General features: G+C 72.6%; 17 protein-coding genes. 10 read left to right on the top strand and 7 right to left on the bottom strand.

The features are described 5' to 3' along the window. Window positions 1–382: 382 nt before the first annotated feature. A complete protein-coding gene (gene mfd / locus IE272_RS28790) occupies window positions 383–3,916 on the top strand; it encodes a transcription-repair coupling factor (protein ID WP_098892331.1) in 3,534 nt (1,177 codons plus the stop codon). A 72-nt stretch (window positions 3,917–3,988) separates the two neighbouring features. Here mfd and IE272_RS28785 read toward each other — a convergent pair whose 3' ends face one another. Further along, window positions 3,989–4,243, bottom strand: a complete 255-nt coding sequence (locus IE272_RS28785; RefSeq protein ID WP_190008768.1) for an ATP-binding protein — start codon at window positions 4,241–4,243, stop codon at window positions 3,989–3,991. 143 nt (window positions 4,244–4,386) lie between these two features. Between IE272_RS28785 and IE272_RS28780 the strand changes: the two genes are divergently transcribed. Next, window positions 4,387–4,926, top strand: coding sequence for a GntR family transcriptional regulator (locus IE272_RS28780; protein ID WP_190008766.1), 540 nt, complete (start codon window positions 4,387–4,389; stop codon window positions 4,924–4,926). After that, window positions 4,923–5,702 (top strand): GntR family transcriptional regulator, encoded by a 780-nt coding sequence (locus IE272_RS28775; RefSeq protein WP_190008765.1) that lies wholly within the window; start codon window positions 4,923–4,925, stop codon window positions 5,700–5,702. Before IE272_RS28780 ends, IE272_RS28775 begins: the two co-directional genes overlap by 4 nt. 363 nt (window positions 5,703–6,065) lie before the next feature. On the opposite strand, the gene IE272_RS28770 is transcribed toward IE272_RS28775, so the two are convergent. The 3 genes from IE272_RS28770 to IE272_RS28760 all read right to left on the bottom strand — a co-directional run bounded on the left by IE272_RS28770 (window position 6,066) and on the right by IE272_RS28760 (window position 8,619). After that, window positions 6,066–6,830, bottom strand: coding sequence for a hypothetical protein (locus IE272_RS28770; RefSeq protein ID WP_190008762.1), 765 nt, complete (start codon window positions 6,828–6,830; stop codon window positions 6,066–6,068). 201 nt (window positions 6,831–7,031) lie between these two features. Then, a complete protein-coding gene (locus IE272_RS28765) occupies window positions 7,032–7,901 on the bottom strand; it encodes a nucleotidyltransferase domain-containing protein (protein WP_190008760.1) in 870 nt (289 codons plus the stop codon). 121 nt (window positions 7,902–8,022) lie between these two features. Then, window positions 8,023–8,619: a TetR/AcrR family transcriptional regulator gene (locus IE272_RS28760; RefSeq protein WP_190008758.1), complete on the bottom strand. Its 597-nt coding sequence runs from the start codon at window positions 8,617–8,619 to the stop codon at window positions 8,023–8,025. A gap of 114 nt (window positions 8,620–8,733) precedes the next feature. Between IE272_RS28760 and IE272_RS28755 the strand changes: the two genes are divergently transcribed. Both IE272_RS28755 and IE272_RS28750 read left to right on the top strand, forming a co-directional pair. After that, window positions 8,734–9,603, top strand: a complete 870-nt coding sequence (locus IE272_RS28755; protein WP_190008756.1) for an SCO6745 family protein — start codon at window positions 8,734–8,736, stop codon at window positions 9,601–9,603. Window positions 9,604–9,838: 235 nt separating this feature from the next. Beyond that, window positions 9,839–10,636 (top strand): HNH endonuclease family protein, encoded by a 798-nt coding sequence (locus IE272_RS28750; protein ID WP_056703683.1) that lies wholly within the window; start codon window positions 9,839–9,841, stop codon window positions 10,634–10,636. 49 nt (window positions 10,637–10,685) lie between these two features. On the opposite strand, the gene IE272_RS28745 is transcribed toward IE272_RS28750, so the two are convergent. Further along, window positions 10,686–11,348, bottom strand: coding sequence for a hypothetical protein (locus IE272_RS28745; protein ID WP_050358932.1), 663 nt, complete (start codon window positions 11,346–11,348; stop codon window positions 10,686–10,688). 83 nt (window positions 11,349–11,431) lie between these two features. Beyond that, window positions 11,432–11,989, bottom strand: coding sequence for a GNAT family N-acetyltransferase (locus IE272_RS28740; protein WP_056703686.1), 558 nt, complete (start codon window positions 11,987–11,989; stop codon window positions 11,432–11,434). A gap of 113 nt (window positions 11,990–12,102) precedes the next feature. Here IE272_RS28740 and IE272_RS28735 point away from each other — a divergent pair, with 113 nt between their 5' ends. Further along, a complete protein-coding gene (locus IE272_RS28735) occupies window positions 12,103–12,849 on the top strand; it encodes an N-acetyltransferase (protein ID WP_073745845.1) in 747 nt (248 codons plus the stop codon). 44 nt (window positions 12,850–12,893) lie between these two features. Then, a complete protein-coding gene (locus tag IE272_RS28730) occupies window positions 12,894–13,496 on the top strand; it encodes a cysteine hydrolase family protein (RefSeq protein WP_190008754.1) in 603 nt (200 codons plus the stop codon). Window positions 13,497–13,531: 35 nt separating this feature from the next. On the opposite strand, the gene IE272_RS28725 is transcribed toward IE272_RS28730, so the two are convergent. Continuing rightward, on the bottom strand, window positions 13,532–14,260 hold the full coding sequence (locus IE272_RS28725) for a hypothetical protein (protein ID WP_190008751.1): 729 nt from the start codon (window positions 14,258–14,260) through the stop codon (window positions 13,532–13,534). Window positions 14,261–14,470: 210 nt separating this feature from the next. Here IE272_RS28725 and IE272_RS28720 point away from each other — a divergent pair, with 210 nt between their 5' ends. The 3 genes from IE272_RS28720 to IE272_RS28710 all read left to right on the top strand — a co-directional run bounded on the left by IE272_RS28720 (window position 14,471) and on the right by IE272_RS28710 (window position 19,200). Then, complete coding sequence (locus IE272_RS28720; protein ID WP_190008749.1) at window positions 14,471–16,855, top strand: N-6 DNA methylase; 2,385 nt, start codon at window positions 14,471–14,473, stop codon at window positions 16,853–16,855. A gap of 99 nt (window positions 16,856–16,954) precedes the next feature. After that, window positions 16,955–17,566: a hypothetical protein gene (locus IE272_RS28715; protein ID WP_073960667.1), complete on the top strand. Its 612-nt coding sequence runs from the start codon at window positions 16,955–16,957 to the stop codon at window positions 17,564–17,566. Further along, on the top strand, window positions 17,563–19,200 hold the full coding sequence (locus tag IE272_RS28710; RefSeq protein ID WP_050358938.1) for a serine/threonine-protein kinase: 1,638 nt from the start codon (window positions 17,563–17,565) through the stop codon (window positions 19,198–19,200). The genes IE272_RS28715 and IE272_RS28710 overlap by 4 nt, the downstream gene beginning before the upstream one ends. The last annotated feature ends 91 nt before the right edge of the window (window positions 19,201–19,291 follow it).

Below are 19,291 nucleotides of genomic sequence, written 5' to 3'. Positions count from 1 at the left end.
GACGCGCCGGCCGATGCGCTCGTCCGCGCGTCCGGGCCATGGTCGGGCAAAGACTAGACGCTGGGGTCACTCCTGTGAGGGGCCCCGGCACAACTGGTGTGCGGGACGGAGATGAACGGTGCGCGACCGTCGACGAGCGGCGGTACCGGCACGACGGGCGGCGGCGCGGGCGTACGGGCGCCCGCCCTGCCCGTGGGCCCGGCCCGGCACGACTGCCGGATCCGGCCCGGTCACCCGTTGCGAGCGCGGCTGTCACCCCCGGGTCGTACCCTGGAACCACCCCGGCCCGTCCCACGTGTCGGGCCCTTCGCGTTGCCCCCGGTAGCAGCCGGCTGCCGGTAAACCCTGAGCTGCACCTGATCTGATCCCGGACGGAAACTTCATGAGTCTGCACGGTCTGCTGGATGTCGTCGTTACGGACCCGGCGCTCGCCGAGGCGGTGAAGGCCGCCGGAGACGGGCACCGGGCGCACGTCGACCTGGTGGGCCCGCCCGGCGCGCGGCCGTTCGCCGTGGCCGCGCTGGCCCGGCAGACCGGCCGGACCGTGCTGGCGGTCACCGCGACGGGCAGGGAGGCCGAGGATCTGGCCGCCGCGCTGCGCACGCTGCTGCCACCGGACACCGTGGCGGAGTACCCGTCCTGGGAGACCCTGCCGCACGAGCGGCTCTCGCCCCGCTCGGACACCGTGGGCCGCCGCCTCGCCGTGCTGCGGCGGCTCACCCACCCGCGCCGGGACGACCCGGAGACCGGTCCGGTCTCCGTCGTCGTCGCGCCGATCCGTTCCGTGCTCCAGCCGCAGGTCAAGGGGCTCGGCGAGCTGGAGCCCGTGGCACTGACCGGCGGGCAGAGCGCGGATCTGGGGGAGGTGGTGGACGCGCTGGCGGCCGCCGCGTACTCCCGGGTCGAACTGGTCGAGAAGCGTGGCGAGTTCGCCGTACGCGGTGGGATCCTGGACGTCTTCCCGCCGACCGAGGAGCACCCCCTTCGGGTGGAGTTCTGGGGTGACGAGGTCGAGGAGATCCGCTACTTCAAGATCGCCGACCAGCGGTCCCTGGAGGTCGCGGCGCACGGGCTGTGGGCCCCGCCCTGCCGCGAGCTGCTGCTGACCGACGAGGTGCGGGAGCGGGCGGCGGTGCTCGCCGAGGCTCACCCGGAGCTGGGCGAACTGCTCGGCAAGATCGCGGAGGGCATCGCGGTCGAGGGCATGGAGTCCCTGGCCCCGGTCCTGGTCGACGAGATGGAGCTGCTGCTCGACGTCCTGCCGAAGGACGCGATGGCGATCGTCTGCGACCCGGAGCGGGTCCGCACCCGGGCGGCCGATCTGGTCGCCACGAGCCAGGAGTTCCTCCAGGCGTCGTGGGCGGCGAGCGCGGGCGGCGGAGAGGCCCCCATCGACGTGGGCGCGGCCTCGCTGTGGGGCATCGCGGACGTCCGGGACCGGGCCCGTGAGCTGAACATGATGTGGTGGTCGATCTCGCCGTTCGCGGCCGACGCCGCCGACCACGACGACGACACCCTCCAGCTCTCCATGCACGCCCCCGAGGCGTACCGGGGCGACACCGCCCGCGCGCTCGCCGACACCAAGGGCTGGCTGGCCGACGGCTGGCGCACGGTGTACGTGACGGAGGGCCAGGGCCTCGCCGCCCGTACGGTCGAGGTGCTGAGCGGCGAGGGCATCGCGGCCCGCCTCGACGCGGACCTGACCGGGATCACCCCGTCCCTGGTGCACGTCTCCTGCGGGGCCATCGACCAGGGGTTCGTCGACCCGGCGCTGAAGCTCGCCGTGCTCACCGAGACGGACCTGACCGGCCAGCGCACGGCCACCAAGGACCTGGGCCGGATGCCGGCCCGCCGCCGCAAGACGATCGACCCGCTGACGCTGGAGGTCGGCGACTACATCGTCCACGAGCAGCACGGTGTCGGCCGGTACGTGGAGATGGTGCAGCGCACGGTCCAGGGCGCGACCCGCGAGTATCTCCTCGTCGAGTACGCCCCCGCCAAGCGCGGCCAGCCGGGCGACCGCCTCTACATCCCGACCGACCAGCTGGAGCAGGTCACCAAGTACGTCGGCGGCGAGGCCCCGACGCTGCACCGGCTCGGCGGCGCGGACTGGACGAAGACGAAGCAGCGGGCGAAGAAGGCGGTCAAGGAGATCGCCGCCGACCTGATCAAGCTCTACAGCGCCCGGATGGCGGCCCCCGGCCACGCCTTCGGCGCGGACACGCCCTGGCAGCGCGAGCTGGAGGACGCCTTCCCGTACGCGGAGACGCCCGACCAGCTGTCCACGATCGCCGAGGTCAAGGAGGACATGGAGAAGACGGTCCCGATGGACCGGCTGATCTGCGGCGACGTCGGCTACGGCAAGACGGAGATCGCGGTCCGGGCCGCCTTCAAGGCGGTCCAGGACGGCAAGCAGGTGGCGGTCCTCGTCCCCACCACTCTCCTGGTCCAGCAGCACTACGGGACGTTCACCGAGCGCTACTCCCAATTCCCGGTCAATGTCCGCGCCCTGAGCCGCTTCCAGTCGGACACGGAGTCCAAGGCCACCCTCGAAGGCCTGAAGGACGGGGCCGTCGACCTGGTCATCGGCACCCACCGCCTCTTCTCCTCCGAGACGAAGTTCAAGGACCTCGGCCTGGTCATCGTGGACGAGGAGCAGCGGTTCGGCGTCGAGCACAAGGAGCAGCTGAAGAAGCTCCGCGCCAACGTCGACGTGCTCACGATGTCCGCGACGCCCATCCCCCGTACGCTCGAAATGGCGGTCACCGGCATCCGCGAGATGTCCACGATCACCACCCCGCCGGAGGAGCGCCACCCGGTCCTCACGTTCGTCGGCCCGTACGAGGAGAAGCAGATCGGCGCCGCCGTACGGCGTGAACTGCTGCGCGAGGGCCAGGTCTTCTACATCCACAACCGGGTCGAGTCCATCGACCGGGCCGCCGCCCGCCTCCGCGAGATCATCCCGGAGGCCAGGATCGCCACGGCCCACGGCCAGATGTCGGAAACGGCCCTGGAACAGGTGGTGGTGGACTTCTGGGAGAAGAAGTTCGACGTCCTGGTCTCCACGACGATCGTCGAGTCCGGCATCGACATCTCCAACGCCAACACCCTGATCGTGGAGCGCGGCGACAACTTCGGCCTCTCCCAACTGCACCAGCTGCGCGGCCGGGTGGGCCGAGGCCGCGACCGGGGCTACGCCTACTTCCTGTACCCCCCCGAGAAGCCCCTCACCGAGACCGCCCACGAGCGGCTGGCCACGATCGCCCAGCACACCGAGATGGGCGCGGGCATGTACGTGGCGATGAAGGACCTGGAGATCCGCGGCGCGGGCAACCTCCTGGGCGGCGAGCAGTCCGGTCATATCGCGGGCGTCGGCTTCGACCTGTACGTCCGCATGGTCGGCGAGGCGGTCGCCGACTACCGGGCCCAGATGGAGGGCGGCGAGCAGGAGGAGCCCCCGCTGGAGGTCAAGATCGAGCTCCCGGTCGACGCGCACGTCCCGCACGACTACGCCCCCGGCGAGCGGCTGCGCCTCCAGGCGTACCGCTCGATCGCCTCGGCCTCCTCGGAGGACGACATCCGCGCGGTCCGCGAGGAACTGACCGACCGCTACGGCCCGTTGCCCGAACCGGTAGAGAACCTCCTCCTGGTCGCCGGCCTGCGCATGCTGGCCCGCGCCTGCGGCGTCGGCGAGATCGTCCTCCAGGGCTCCAACATCCGCTTCGCCCCGGTGGAGCTGCGCGAGTCCCAGGAACTGCGCCTGAAGCGCCTGCACCCCAAGACGGTCATCAAGCCGGCCGCCCACCAGATCCTGGTCCCGCGCCCGACGACCGGGAAGATCGGTGGCAAGCCGGTCATCGGCCGCGAACTGCTGGCGTGGACGGGGGAGTTCCTGACGACGATCCTGGGGTCGTAGACCCGCGTACCGAGTGAACGACGGGCCCCGCCGGGCTGACCGGCGGGGCCCGATGCGTCTGGGCCGGGGCCGCTACGGCGTCGCGGGCCGCTTGAACGCGGCCCACACTGTCTTGCCCACGACGTGTTCATCGACGCCGAAGTCCGCGGCGAGCTCCGGTGGGACGCCGTGGAGCAGGGCGTTGGTCGCCAGCTCCGAGGCACAGAGTTCTATGTCGTCGATCAGGTCCGTGAGCTGCCACTCCCTGAGGATCTGGGCGACGAAAGCGCGTGAGGCACCGACGGAAGTGCGCCGTCGGGGAAAGCGCCGTAACTGCGAAGAGGACACGGTGGTTCACCGCCTTGCTCGTGGGCCGTAACGGGATGACCGTACTGCTATTCGCGAAAGGTGGCAAGGTACTCTTTGGGGTGTTCGACGGAGTCGCCTACCGTGTGCACCGGCAAGGTCCGTCGTCGGCGAAGGAGGAGGCCATGGGCGAGGGTGAAGTGATCAGCGCGTCCGCTCACTACCTGACGCCGACGGAGGGCGGAGGCGACGTCTGGAGCGCCGAGGCGGCGTCGGCGGGGCGTCGCGGCACGCAGAAGATCGTGAGCGCCGGTGAAGTCGCCGCCCCGGAGCGGGTGGCCGGCCTGCTTGCGGTGGAACAGGGCGGACAGGTCGTCGGACGGCGACGGGTCATGTATCTCGACGGCGAACCGTGCGAGTTGACCGACACCTACTACCCCGTGGAGATCGCGCGGGGCACAGGGCTGGCCGGCACGGCGAAGATCCGAGGAGGAGCCGCCCGGCTGCTTGCCGAACTCGGCCACGTAGGAGTCCGTGCCAGGGAAGACGTGGCCGCCCGTATGCCGTCCGAGCGCGAGCGGGCGGAGCTGGCCCTGATGGCCGACGAGCCGGTCCTCGAACTGACACGGCTCACCCTGGACGCGGATGACCGGCCTGTCCAGGTCGATGTGATGGTCATGCCTCCCCGAGGCCAGAAGCTGCAGTACGAGATCAGGATCGGATGACGGTGCACGGACCGGAGACGGAAGAGGCGGACGGCCGTCCGCTGCACGAGCGGATCGCGGCCGATCTGCGGGACGACATCATGTCCGGGGACCTGGCTCCCGGTGACAGCCTCCCCTCCACCGCACAGTTGAAGGAGCGGTTCGGCGCGGCGAACGCCACGGTTCAGAAGGCCTTGCAGCTCCTCAAGGGCGAGCATCTCGTGGTCGGCAGGGCAGGCGCGTCGGTGACCGTACGCGAACATCGGCAGCGCACGATACGGCCTGCCGCGTACATGGCGCCGTCTCCGACTGGAGAGCCCTACCGCTGGCTGACCGAAGCGGCAAACGGGGGCACGCGCGCCCGCAGCACGCTCCTGGACGTTACGCAGACCGAACCGCCGGCGGACGTCGCGGACGCGCTGGCGCTCCAGCCGGGCGGCACGGCGATCCTCCGCCACCAACTCCTGTCGATCGACGACGAACCTGCGGAACTTGTCTCCTCGTACTACCCGCCGGACATTGCCGATGGCACCGCCATCACCGGAACACGCCGCATCCCCGGAGGCACGCCTACCCTCCTGGCCTCGCTCGGCTACCCGCCCCGGCTCAGCGTCGACCGGGTCTCGGCGCGTGTAGCGACGCAGGAGCAGTACCGGCTGCTCCGGCTCCCCGGGGACCTGCCGGTCCTGCGTACACTGCGGGTGGTGTTCAGCGACGACGACCGGCCCATCGAGGCCACGGTGATGGTCAAGGCGGGTCACCTGTACGAGGTTCAGTACGAGTTCACGCCCGAGTGACGCCCGTGCCCGGCGGCGACCAAGTTCCTGGGCGCGTCTCGTTCACCTTCCGACCTTCTCCGCGCGGGAGGAGCGCAACGAGGCCCCTGGTTCCGAATGGAACGCTGGACGGGCTGGTCGTGGACGACCTGGCCATCCGCCCCCGCAAGGGGCTTCCCTTCGCGCTTTCCGGAGAAGGAAGGGTAGCCGGGCCGCTCCTGGTTCGCGGACGGCCAGGCCGTCGCGGGGAACCGGGGGCCCGGGCGTCAATGGGGACGTATCGACGCCCGGGCTGGGGGAGGCCGTTGTCATCCCCCGGCGGCGGTCTCCCGGCTCAGCGGTCCGAAGTCCTCGGCCTCCACCGGTCCGCCGACACGGCAGACGTCACTTCACCACGACGTTGTCCCCGGACGACGTCGACGCCCCGGTGGTGGTGTTGCCGTAGTACGCCCAGCGCCACGTACCCGACGTGGAGGCCTTCACGGTCGTCTTGAGGTTGCCCGAGCCATCCGCGTACACCTTCTTGACCGTGCTGTAGGAGGCCGAGCCGGAAGGCTTGAACTGCAAGCTCACGTGGCGGCCGCCGTAATAGGCGTACTTCCTGGTCTCCCAGTTGGCCCGCGTCACCTTTCCGGTCACGGTGATGGTCCTGCCCTTGGCCACCGGTTCCGGTGAGGCGTTGACGGTCAGACGGGAGTTGCGCTGGACGTAGACCGTCATGCCCTTGTCGTCGACGTCACCGCTGCCGTCCTTGAAACGGACCTCGGCCCCGACCCTCCAGGCCCCGGCCTCGCTGTTACGCATGTCCCACACGCTCGGGTCGAAGTACATCGTCTCGTTGATGTCGCAGGCGCCGACCTTGTTGGGGCAGTCGTTCGTCTCGATCGAGTGCCACAGCTGTTCCTCCCCACTGTTGCGGTGGAGGAACACCAACCCCGGCGCCTTCCACGGCTTCGTGGTCGTCATCCGGAAGGAGGCGGGCACCGCGACCTCCTTCGTCGTCCCGATGACGATCGGCTTGCCGCCGTTCACCTGGACACGGCTGAACGAGGCCCCGCCCTCGGCCGCCCCGGCCGGCACCGCGGCCACCGCCGTGAACACCGCCGCCGCACCGCCGGCCACGACGGCTCTCCAGACCTGCTTCCCCACCTGATCCCCGATCTCCGTACGGAATAGCGCTGAAGGAGCGTCCCTCCAGCGCCTTACAGACGGCCGACACCCACCCAGGGTTGTGCACCCGCGCATCACGATGGGGCATCGGCCCTGCGGACGCGGCCGACCGGGGCGGCGGCGGCCGATGGCACGTCGCCCGGACGGTCTTGCCAACGACCCCGTGCTCGACCGGCCGAGTCACTCGGCCGGGGCCAGGGCCTCCGCGATCTCCTCGTGCAGCCCCAGTGGCAGTCGCGTCCCCCACCGGTCCGCCGCCTCGGCCGCCAGTTCCCGGCTCCACCGCCAGCTGTTCGCCGCCGCCGTGCGGAGGGCCTCCGGGGTCAGGGGCCCGGTGGTCGTGGCGTACCGCTCGACGTCCACCACCGGCAGGTCCGCCTCCAGGGCGCGGCTCGGGGTGAGCCAGTGGGCGGTCGAGCCGCGCAGCAGGCGGCAGAGCTTGAGCTGGAGCGGGGCAATGACGGCGTGCAGCAGGTTGTGGGCGCGGGCGTGCTCGCCCCGGGCCTGTACGTGGGCCAGCATCAGGGTCCAGTTGGCCAGTTCGTCGGTGAGCTGCTGGGCGGTGGCCACCGGCTCCGGCGGGTTGAAGGCGGCCAGTTCACGGGCGGCGGCGGTCAGGCGGCCGGTGCGGTCCAGGAGCACGGCCGCCTCGGGGCGGGGGAGGTGGACCCGGCCGCGCCACGTGGCGATCTCCGCGATGCCGGTGCCGGTGGGCTCGACGTGGAACTCTCCGCGCATCAGGTCGTCGAAGACCACGGCGAGGATGCCGTGCATGTTGGTGTACGCCAGCTTCAGCGGGGCCAGCCGCTCCACGAACTCCCGCCCGTCGAAAGCGTCGACGTCCGCCTCCCGTACGTACAGGCAGGCGTCCAGGTCCGAGTGGGCGTCGGCCTCGCCGAGCGTCCAGGAGCCGTAGAGGAGGACGCCTTCCACGCGGGGGTCGGCCTCGGCCGTCGCGCGCAGCAACTCGATGCGGCCGTCCAGGGCCAGGGCGTCGGCGGGCAGGGGAGCAGGGGCGGTACGGGCGTGGGCGGGGCGAACGTGCGGCATGGCCGGGGCTCCTGAGAGGGTGCGTGGGCATACGAACGGGGCCCGGCGGCCGGCGCCGGGCGGCTTGCGGTCCCGCTGCGGGACCTCGTTCGTTGCTCAGGAAACGCCCATGAGGGGCAGCCTAGGGGACGGCCCCGTCACCGTCGCGGCGGTTCTCCGGCGTGAAGATCAGGCCGGCCAGGGACCGGAAGACGGCCTCCGGGTCCCGGCCCTCCATCGCGTCCGAGAGGTTGCCGCTGAGCAGCAGCGTCGCGAAGCCGTGGGCCAGTGACCAGGCGGCCACGCCCGCGAGGCGGTCGTCCTCGCCCCGGCCGGCCGGCGGGAGGTCCGCCACGCCCGCGCGCAGGGCCTCGGTCGCCCGGGCGCGGGCGGCCAGCAGGTCCGGGTCGTCGGTGCGGTGCAGGTCCGGCTGGAACATCACCTGGAAGTGCGCGGGGTGCGTCGCCGCGAACCGTACGTACGCGACGCCCCGCTCCCGGAGGTCCGGCGCCCCGGCCAGCGCGTCGGCGAACAGGGCGTACCCCTCGGCGGCCACGGCGGTCAGCAGGCCCGTGCGGTCCTTGAAGTGGTGCGCCGGCGCGGCGTGCGAGACGCCGGCCCGCCGGGCCAGGTCGCGCAGGCTCAGGGCTCCGGGGCCGTTCGTCGCGATGACGTCGAGGGCGGCGTCCAGAATCACGCGCCGCAGGTCGCCGTGGTGGTAGGCGCGCTCGCTGTTCATGACAGCACCCTACCCGGCATCTAGTCATTGACAAGTTCTGGTGGCGCGCGCATGCTGGAGATCTGATCTAGTCACTGGCAAGATTCGCGATTCCCGTTCGGGAAGGTGGAGATCATGACCGGAGAACCGGCCCGTGTGCGGCAGATGTGGCACCTCCTGGAGCCCCTGCACGCCGTTCTGTACTACGCCCCCGAGGCCTTCGACGAGGCCGCCGCGCTGGGGTACGACATCGAGGAGCGCTGGGCGAGCTACTTCGCCTGGCGGGCGGCCCCGTTGGGGGCGGTGGGGGCGGAGGAGGCGGTGCGGACGTTCCACAGCTTCGCTCCGGCGATGGTGGAGCGCCATGTTCCCGGCATCTGGGCGACCGCCGCCCCGGACGCGGTCCTCGCGGCCCGGCTGCGGGCGGTCGACCGGTCCTACCGGGCCCTTTTCGGGGAGCGGGCGGAGGGGCCGGAGTTCGCGGAGGCCGCCGCACTGGCCCGCCGTGCGGCGGAGGCGGTGACCCCGGGGACGGTCGGCGGCCTCGGGCCCGCCAACTCCGGACTGCCCTGGCCGGACGCCCCGCACCTGGTGCTCTGGCAGGCGGCGACCGTTCTGCGCGAGCACCGGGGCGACGGGCACATCGCCGCCCTGGCTGGGGCCGGTCTCGACCCGGTCGAGTCGCTGGTCTCCTTCGCGGCGGTCGGCGCGGCGCCCTCCGAGGTGTTCGCGAGCCGGGGATGGGGTGCGGAGGAGTGGGGCGCGGCCCGGTGGCGGCTCCAGGAGCGCGGGCTGGTGGCGGCGGACGGCACGGCCACGGACGCGGGGCGCGAACTGCGCGCGAAGGTGGAGCTGCGTACCGACGAGGAGGCCGCCGCGCCGTGGCGGGCGCTGGGGGAGCCGGGGCGCGAGCGGCTGGTGGAACTGCTGGGGGAGCCCTGGCTGGCGGTCCTCGGATCGGGGCTGCTGCCGGCCGAGAACACCCTCGGCATCGGGAAGGTGTGACCCGGGAGGCCGGAGCGGGCTGGAGCGCCGGACCCGCTGATGCGCGATGCGCGGTGCGCTGATGCGTCGAGGCGTTGATGCGGCTAGGTGTAGATGCGCCCAGGTGTTGAAGGGGTGAGGTGTTGAGGTGCCGAAGCGCTGAAGCCCTGAAGCGCCGTCATGGAAGCGCCCCCGGCGGGGAAGACGCCCTTAGGATTCTCGGCGTTCGGCTTTCTCCCCGTCAGGACGGCTTCACGTGATAGTTCCCCGTACGTACGGAACGTACCGAGCGGCTCTGCCCGCCATCGGCGCTCTCGTCGCGATCGCCCTGGCGGGCGGCTGCACCCCCGACGACCTCGCGGCCGACGGCGGAGGCAGCGCGAGCGGCGGGACCAACGGCGGCGCGCGGTCCGCCGAGGGGTTCGGCGCCAGCCCGCTGGACAACCCCGACGGTACGAAGCCGGGCCTGGCCCCCCTCACCACGGACGCGGACCGGGCCGCCGCCCGGAAGATCATCGAGAAGGTGGCCACCAAGGGGCGCGGCCCGAAGACCGGCTACGAGCGGAAGAAGTTCGGCTACGCGTGGAAGGACGGGATCGACGGCATCCCGCTCGCCCGCAACGGCTGCGACACCCGCAACGACCTTCTCGCCCGGGACGGCAAGGACATCGAGCACAAGGCGGGATCCGACTGCATCGTCATGTCGATGACGCTCCAGGACCCCTACACCGGCGAGAGCATCGACTGGCGCAAGCAGCAGGCGACCAAGGTGCAGATCGACCATGTGATGCCGCTGTCCTACGACTGGCAGATGGGCGCCGCCCGCTGGAACGAGGCCAAGCGCGAGCAGATCGCGAACGACCCGCTCAACCTCATCCCGGTGGACGGTCCGGCCAACAACGCCAAGCGGGACTCCGGCCCGGCCTCCTGGCTGCCCCCGTACAAGCCGGTCCGTTGCTCCTACGCCGTACGGTTCGCCCAGGTCTCGCTGAAGTACGAACTCCCGGTCACGGCCGCCGACAAGCGGACCATGCTCACCCAGTGCGGCGGCTGAGCGGCGGCTGAGGGGCCGCCACCGCCGCACCGGGGAGGGGGCGGGGTCTCTAGACCTTGCCGCCGCAGATCACGTCGTACGGGCGGCCCATCGCCATCATCAGCTGCATCGGCTCCGTGGTCGCCGCCGGGCACTCGGTCTTCTCCTTGACGAGGCCGAGGACCTTGAAGTCGGTCGCCCCGGCCGAGGCGCAGGCGATCTCCTTCGCCGTCGCCGAGATGCAGTCGCCCTCGACGAGCTGGCCCCCGCCGGCGCCCGCGTCGCCGGGGTGGTCACCCGTCAGGTTGCGGCCGCAGACCGTGTTGGTCGGGATGCCGCCGCCCTTCTTGTCGTCGCCGGATCCGAAGACCCGGGAGACCTGGATGATCAGGTCCGTTCCGGCCGGGCACTGGATCGCGTTGGGCAGGAAGCTCGCGTCCTCGATCTTCAGGGCCTTGAAGGTCGCTCCCGACTCGTCGCAGTCGAAGGCGCGGTAGCCGTCCGGCTTGTTCTCCGGGTCGGGCCCGCCGCAGTCGCCGATCTCCCACGAGCCGCCCTGGCCGTCCGACGCGGACGAGGACGAGGGCGACTTCGAGTACTTATTCGAGGATTCGTCACCGAAGATCTTGGACGCGCCGTAGCCCAGGCCGAGGAGCACCGCGATCACCACCAGGCTCTGCAGACACCCGGCGGCTCTCCGGGGGCGGGGCGGTGTACTGCCGGGCTGGGTCATGGTTCTGCTCCTCGACGAATGGCGCACCGGGTGCGAAGTCACGGGTGGGGACGCGGCATGCACACCTCATGGTTCCGGCCGGATCACGCCGGTCCGGGAGTGCCCTCGCCGAGGTCCCTGACCAGGAAGCGGGCCGGGTCCGCGACCTCCTGCCGGACGCCGTCGGCGTCGAGGAACGCGTACCGGTCCAGGTAGCGGCAGCCGGTCTCCCGGTAGCCGATCCGCAGGTAGAGCGCGGCCGCCCGGTGGTTGTCGTCGTCCACGCCCAGGCCGATCAGGGCGTGCCCGGCGCCATGGACTCGCTGTTCCGCCGCACGGATCAGCGCCGTGCCGATGCCCCGGGAGCGCAGGTCCGGTGGCCAGATCGCGAGCCCGTTCAGCTCGGGGCAGTCGGGGAAGCGGGCCCGGACCTCCGGGGCGGCGCAGCCCTGCCACAGGATCTGCGCCGACCCGACGGGTACGTCGTCGGCCCAGGCGGTGAGGAAGGTGCTGAGCCCCCGCTCCTGCCGGTCGAACCGGGCTGCGTGCCGCCGGGTCCGGCCGGGCGAGGGCATGTGCCGCTCCAGCAGTTCGAGGTCCGTCGCCCGGCAGGGCCGGATGAGTACGGGGCCGGCGGAGGCGGACGGAGGTGTCGTCGTCATGCGGCGTGACGGTAGCCGGGCGGCGGCGGCGCGGGCGGGCGGCCCCGGAGTGCGCGGTGACCCGGACCGATATTCGCTGGTCGGAGAGGATCCGGCTGTTTAGGGTCGCGCGTATGGAGCTGAAGATCACCACCCTCGCCGAGCGCCCGGAGCTGGCCGGCGCCCTGGACCGGATGCCGGACACCTGGCCGGAGTTCATCCTGGAGGACCTCGTCGGCTGGGCGAACTTCCCGCGGATCGCGGTCGAGTTCCCCCAGTACGTGCTGGTCGCCACCGACCCCGAGGGCGCCGTCGTCGCGCGCGCGTTCAGCGTGCCCTTCGTGCTGGACGCCCCCGGGCGCGGCGAACTGCCCGTCGGCGGCTGGGACCAGGTGCTGCTGTGGGCGTTCTCGGATCTGCGGCGCGGACGCACTCCCGACACGGTCAGCGCGATCGACATCACGGTGGCCACCGGCCATCTGGGCCAGGGGATATCGGGCCGGATGCTCGCCGCGATGCGCGACAACGCGCAACGGCTCGGCTTCGGGCAGGTCGTCGCCCCGGTGCGGCCGAACGGCAAGCACCTGCGGTCCGGTCAGCCGATGGAGGAGTACGCCCGGCTGACCCGCCCCGAGGACGGGCTGCCCGAGGACCCCTGGCTGCGGGTGCACGCCCGCGCGGGCGGGAAGATCGACTCGGTCGCCACTCTGTCGATGACCGTGCGCGGCTCGCTCGCCCAGTGGCGGGAGTGGACCGGGCTGCCGTTCGACACGGACGGTCCGGTGGAGGTGCCGGGGGCGCTGGTACCGGTGCACTGCGCGCTCGCGCACGGATACGCGGTCTACGTCGAGCCCAACGTCTGGGTACGGCACCAGCTGTGACGCCGATGCCCGAAGTCCCGGGTGCGGTGCCAACTGTGACGCCGATGCCCGAAGGTCCGGGTGCGGCGTCCCCTGAGGTGCCCGCGCACATCCCCGCTCTCCTCGTCATCGACATGCAGAACACCCTGGTGGCGATGGCGTACCGGGCGGCCGGCACCGTCGCGGCCATCGCCCGCCTCCAGCAGCGGGCCAGGGCGGCCGGTGCGCCGGTGGTGCTGGTGCAGCAGGGGGACGAGGAGCTGGAACCCGGGACCGAGGGCTGGCGGATCGTGCCCGAGCTGGCCCCCGCCCCCGGTGAGACGGTCGTGCCCAAGGCCGCCCCGGACAGCTTCCTGGACACGGAACTGGACGCTGTCCTGCGCGCCCGGGGGGTCACCGAGGTCGTCGTCACCGGGTTCGCCACCGAGATCTGCGTCGAGTCCACGGCCCGGCAGGCGCTGAGCCGGGGGTACGACCTGGTGCTCGTCGCGGACGGGCACACCACGTCCGTCCGGCCCGGCCCCGGCCCGTACGCCGCACCCGAGGCGTCCGTCGCGCACCACAACGAGATCTACCGCAACCTCCGTTACCCGGGCCGCCGGGTACGCGTACTGCCGGCGGCCGAGGTGGACTTCGGAGGCGGAGCCCCGGCGTCGGCGGCCGGGTGACCGGGGACGGCGGGCCCGCGCGGGCGGGCTGAGTCCTACTGCTCCAGGTCGACGATGTCCTTCGCGGCGGGCTTCTCCGCCACGACGGGCACGTCGAACTCGGACAGGTTCATCGTCATCGGCTCCTCGCCGCCCCGGGACGTGACGCGGAGGATGTACGGGGCTCCCTCGGCGGAGACGTCGATGGTGAACGTCTCCTTGCCCTCCTTCTCCGTGAGGCGCAGGGCGGGCTTGCCGGCGACCGTCGTGGGGCCCTTCTTGCGGGCGGCGTTGTCACCCGCCTCGAACTCCTTCAGCAGCCCCTTCAGGTCGCAGAACTCGATGGTGTCCTCGGTGTCCGGGTCGGAGGCCTTCGACTCCATCCAGCGGCCCGCGATCAGCTTGACCGCCGCGTCCACGTCCGCCTTCGGCTCGCCCTTCGACTGTTCGCGCAGCAGGGTCTCGTCGAGCTTTGTGTAGACCGTGTCGCCGGTCTTGCGGACCTCCATCGTGCCCGTGCCGCCCATGGTCATCGTTCCGGTGCAGTCGCCCCCCAGGCTCGTGGCGAAGTCGGCCTCGACCCGGCCGTCGGAGGTGGTCATGTCGAGCCCGATCCGCAGGGACTTGACCCCGGTCGTCTTCGTGAGGGCCTTGTTCACGACCTCCGGGCCGGACACTCCGGCGAACGGCCCGGTCTCCTTCGGGGAGTCCGTGCCGCAGGCGGCGAGACCGAACAGGGTCATCGCGCAGACGGTGTTGACGGATATACGGGTGATGAGACGCATGGGTCAGGCTCCGGAAGGAGAGGCGCGCGGCGCGCCGGTCAGCAGAGAGAGGAAAGCGGCCCCGGCGGGGGCGGACCCATAACAGCAGAGCTTGTGAACCGAGTCAACACGAAAGATCTGTGACGGGTCGGGCAACGGTGCTTTCCGGTGTGGTGCGGGTGATTCGCTATGCTCGCGGGCAGGTAGCGCGGACGGACCGAGGGAGAGCCAGTGCCGGAGAACGCGACGGAGGTCACCGCGGCCGGGATCGCGCGGCTGGCAGGAGTGGGCCGTGCGGCCGTCAGCAACTGGCGCCGCCGTCACGCCGACTTCCCCCAGCCCGTCGGCGGCACCGCTGCCAGCCCGTCCTTCGCGCTGGCCGATGTGGAGCAGTGGCTGCGCGACCAGGGGAAACTCGCCGAGGTGCCGCTCCGTGAGCGGGTCTGGCAGGAGGTGGCCGGCCACCCCGCAGGGGCCGCGCAGGCCCTGGTCCACACCGGCTGCGCCCTGCTGCTCGTCCGTGACCGGCCCACCGCCTGGCTGGAGTTGACCGCCGCGTCCGACGAACGGATGGCCGACGCGCTGCCGCACGCCATGGACCACGTGCTCACCGCCCGGCTCGGCCCCGACAGCCCCTCAGGCACCCCGAGCCCCGGCCGGGCCACACCCCCAGGGACCGCCCGCACGCCGCGAACCGCCGGCTCGACCGCGCCCGGCCCGACCACGTTCGAATCGGTTGCGCCCGGCTCGACCGCGTCGGGATCCGCCGCACCCGGGCCCGCGGTGGTTCACCCGGCGAACCCGCCCGTGGCTCCGGGAGTTCACAGGGCGCGAGCCGTTCACACCCCCACCGCGCAGGCCCTGCTGCCCTCCGTGCCGCTCCTGCGCGCCGCCGCGCAGCTCGCCGCCGGGATCGGGGCGGGTCAGACCTTCGAGTTCCTGCTCGGCCGGCACCTGGACGCCAACCCCCGCCAGTTCACGCTGACCCCGCCGCACCTCGCCGAGCTGATGGCGGACCTCGCCGAACCCCCGAAGGACGCCGGCCGCCCGGCCCCCGACCGTCCGGTCCGCAGCGTCCTCGACCCGGCCGCCGGGACCGGCGCCCTGCTCCGCGCCGTCGCGGGACCGGCGGCGCTGTACGCCCAGGAGGCCGACGCCGGGCTCGCCGCCCTCACCGCACTGCGCCTCGCCCTGGGCGCCGACGGAACGCACGGCTCCCCTCCCTCCCTGGCCGTGCGGACCGGGGACACCCTGCGGGCCGACGCCTTCGCCCGGCTCGCGACCGACACCGTGCTCTGCCACCCGCCCTTCAACGACCGCAACTGGGGCCACGACGAGCTGGCTTACGACCCGCGCTGGGAGTACGGCTTCCCCGCCCGCGTCGAGTCCGAACTGGCCTGGGTCCAGCACGCCCTGGCCCGGCTGCGCGACGGCGGCACCGCCGTCCTGCTGATGCCTCCGGCCGCCGCCTCCCGGCGCTCCGGCCGCCGTATCCGCGCCGACCTCCTGCGCAGGGGAGCCCTCCGCGCCGTCATCGCCCTCCCGGCCGGCGCCGCACCCCCGTACGGCATTCCGCTCCACCTCTGGGTCCTGCGCAGGCCGACGCCCGGAGTCCGCCCCGGACCGGACCTCCTCCTGGCCGACACCGCCGGGCTCGCGGCGTCCGCCGGGGAGGCGGGCGGCAAGGCGGCGGGCGGCGGACGCGACCGGCTCGACTGGCCCGTCGTGCGCGCCGCCGTGCTCGACGCCTGGCGCGACCGGGCCGACCTCCCCGGCGTCAGCCGCGTCGTGCCCGTGGTCGAACTCCTCGACGACGACGTGGACCTGGCCCCGGCCCGGTATCTGCCGCGCCCCACGCCCGGGGGAGACGCCCGCGGACTCGGCGAGGTGCGGGAGCGGCTTGCCGAGACCCTCCGGCTGACCGCCCGCCTCACCCCGCCCCCCGCCACCCCCGCCGTCCCCGCGCACCGCCCCCGGACCACCGTCGGCGAACTCGCCCGCGGCGGGGCGCTCTCGCTGCACACCGGCAACGCGGCCCCGGGCGGCCAGGGCCCCGTTCTCACCGAGCACGACGTCCTCACCGGAGCCGACCCGGCCGGAACCCCGCTCACGGGCCCTGTCGGAACCCCGCTCACGGACCAGGCCGGAACCCCGCTCACCGACGCAGCCGGAACTCCGCTCACCGGCCCGGAGGTCCCGGGCGCGACCCCCGACGACCCGGTCGTGCTCGAACCCGGCGACGTCGTGGTGCCCGTGCTCGGCGGCGGGACCGTCGTCCGGGTCGTCGGCGAGAGGGAGGCGGGCGCCGCGCTCGGCCGCAACCTCCAACTGCTGCGCCCCGATCCGGCCGCCCTGGATCCGTGGTTCCTCGCCGGGTTCCTGCGCGGCACCGCCAACAACCGGCAGGCCAGCAGCTACGCCTCCACGGCGGCCCGGCTGGACGCCCGACGCCTCCACCTGCCCCGGATGCCGCTCGCCGAACAGCGGCGGTACGGGGAGCGGTTCCGCGAACTGGCCGCGTTCGAGGAAGCGCTGCGGACGGCGGAGCGGCTCGGCGGGGTACTGGTCCAGGGAATGTACGACGGCCTGACGGACGGCACGGTCACACCCGCGTGAGGTGAACCACAACGGTTGGGTACAACCCGGGGTCGGCCGGTCGGTGGAGGTGTATACGCTCACCCCACACGTCCGACATACGCGTCCCAGGAGCAGCACATGCACGGCTACGGCCCGACGCCGCAGCAGCAGACGACATCCCGGCCGTCCCCGGCGACGCTCACGACGGTGCGCGTGATCCTCGTGACGGTGACGGTGCTGAGCTGCGGCCTGTTGGGCTGGGTGGCGATGCTACGGCTGGCGATCGTCACCCGCAGGCCGCGCGACTGGGTCCTGCTCGTGGTCGTGATGGTCCTCAACGCCGCGCTGTTCGCCTTCATCGTGTCCACACCGGACGACCCCGACGACATGTCGGACGCGTCGGTGCTGTTGATGCTGCTCTGGATCGTCGCCCTGCTGGCCGGGGTGATCACCTATTACCTGTACGTGGAGATTCGCCACTACAGCTCTCTCCGTTCCCTCGGCTCCCCGGCCCCGTACACCGCTACCGCTCCCGCACACCCCACGCCACTCCCGTACCAGCAGCACCCCGCGCAACAGCACCAGCAGCCGCAACAGCACCACCAGCAGCCGCAGCCCAACCCGTACACCGTGCAGACCCCGCCGCCCACGCCCACGCCCGCGCCCCAGCGCCTCGACCAGGTCCGCGCCGAGCTGGACGAGCTGAGCGACTACCTCCGCAAGGAGAACAGGGAGGGCGAGGGCCGGTGAGCGGGCGGATCATCGCCGACCGGTACGAACTGGCGACCATCCTCGGCCAGGGCGGCATGGGCCAGGTGTGGACCGCCTACGACCGGCGCCTGGACCGCCGCGTGGCCGTGAAGCTGCTGCGCCCCGACCGGGTCGCCGGGCCCACCGGCAGCGACGCGGCCGACGAACTGCGCCGCCGGTTCGTCCGCGAGTGCCGGGTCACCGCGCAGGTCGATCACCCCGGCCTGGTCACCGTCCACGACGCGGGCAGCGACGACGACGACCTCTACCTCGTCATGCAGTACGTCGAGGGCGCCGACCTCGCCGACCACCTGGCCGAGCGGAACCCGTACCCCTGGCCGTGGGCCGTCGCGGTCGCCGCTCAGCTCTGCGCGGTCCTCTGCGCGGTGCACGCGGTGCCGATCGTCCACCGCGACCTCAAGCCCCGGAACGTGATGGTCCGTTCCGACGGCACCGTCACCGTTCTCGACCTCGGCGTCGCCTCCGTCCTCGACACGGACACCACCCGCCTCACGCACACCGGGTCACCCATCGGCTCCCCGGCCTACATGGCCCCCGAGCAGGCGATGGGCGGCGCGGTCGGCCCGTACACCGACCTGTACGCCCTCGGGGTGCTCCTGCACGAACTCCTCAGCGGTGACGTGCCGTTCGCCGGGTCCACCGCGCTCGGCGTCCTGCACCGCCACCTCTACGAGCCCCCGCTCCCGGTCCGCAAGACCCGCCCCGAGGTCCCCGCCGCGCTGGAGGCCCTCGTGCTGCGGCTCCTCGCCAAGGACCCCCAGGACCGGCCGGCCTCCGCCCAGGAGGTGTACGAGGACCTCGCCCCGCTGCTGCCGAAGCACGGCACCCCCGCCGGGCCGCTCGACCCGACGCGCCCGTTCCTGCGGCCGCACGCCCCCTGGCCGGACCGGGCCGCGACCCCGGCCCCCGTGCCCGCACCCGCCACCTTCGCCGCGCCGCCGCCCTCCCTCGGCGCCCCGCCGTCCTTCACCGCGCCCCCGGCCGTCGCGCCGTCCCCCGCGCGCCCCGCCCACCTGCCGCCGAGCACCCCGCCGCCCGCCCGGCCGGATGTCGCACGGGCCGTGGACGAGGTGAAGAAGCTGCTCGGCGAGGGCCGGATCACCCAGGCCGTGGACGTCCTCGGCGCCACCCTTCCCGCCGCCGCGGCCGAGCACGGCGAGCACTCACCGGTCGTCCGCATCCTGCGCAAGCAGTACGCCGCGACGCTGATGGACGACGGGCAGTACCGCCGTGCCCTGCCCGAGCTGCGCCGCCTCGCCGAGGACCGCGCCGCCGAAGCGGGCCCGTCCGACGCCCAGGCACTCCAGTTCCGCTACGACGCCGCCCAGTGCCTCGAACAGCTCGGCGAGGCCGGGGCCGCGCTGGTCGAGTACCGCGCGGTCCTCCCGTACTACGAGAACGCCTACGGGCCGATCGCCTCCGACCCCGGCCGCGCACTCGACATCCGGCACCGCATCGGGCAACTGCTCCTGGCGGTCGGCGACCACACCGCGGGCCGGGCGCAACTCCAGGCCCTGCTGTACGACGCCGAGCGCACCTACGGGCCGCACCACCCGCTGCCGATGGACCTGCGGCGCCTGCTCAGCCACCAGCGGGACGTCCGCGGGGGCTGACAGCGCCCCCCATACCGGACCACATCCCCAACTCCTCCCGAATCGTTGGTCGAATCGGTGGCACCGGCCACCTCCACTGCCTAACATCGAT

This window comes from Streptomyces anulatus (genome assembly GCF_014650675.1).
Taxonomy (GTDB): domain Bacteria; phylum Actinomycetota; class Actinomycetes; order Streptomycetales; family Streptomycetaceae; genus Streptomyces; species Streptomyces anulatus.
Note: the sequence above shows the minus strand (reverse complement) of the source record. Positions and strands in the feature narration are given on the sequence as shown.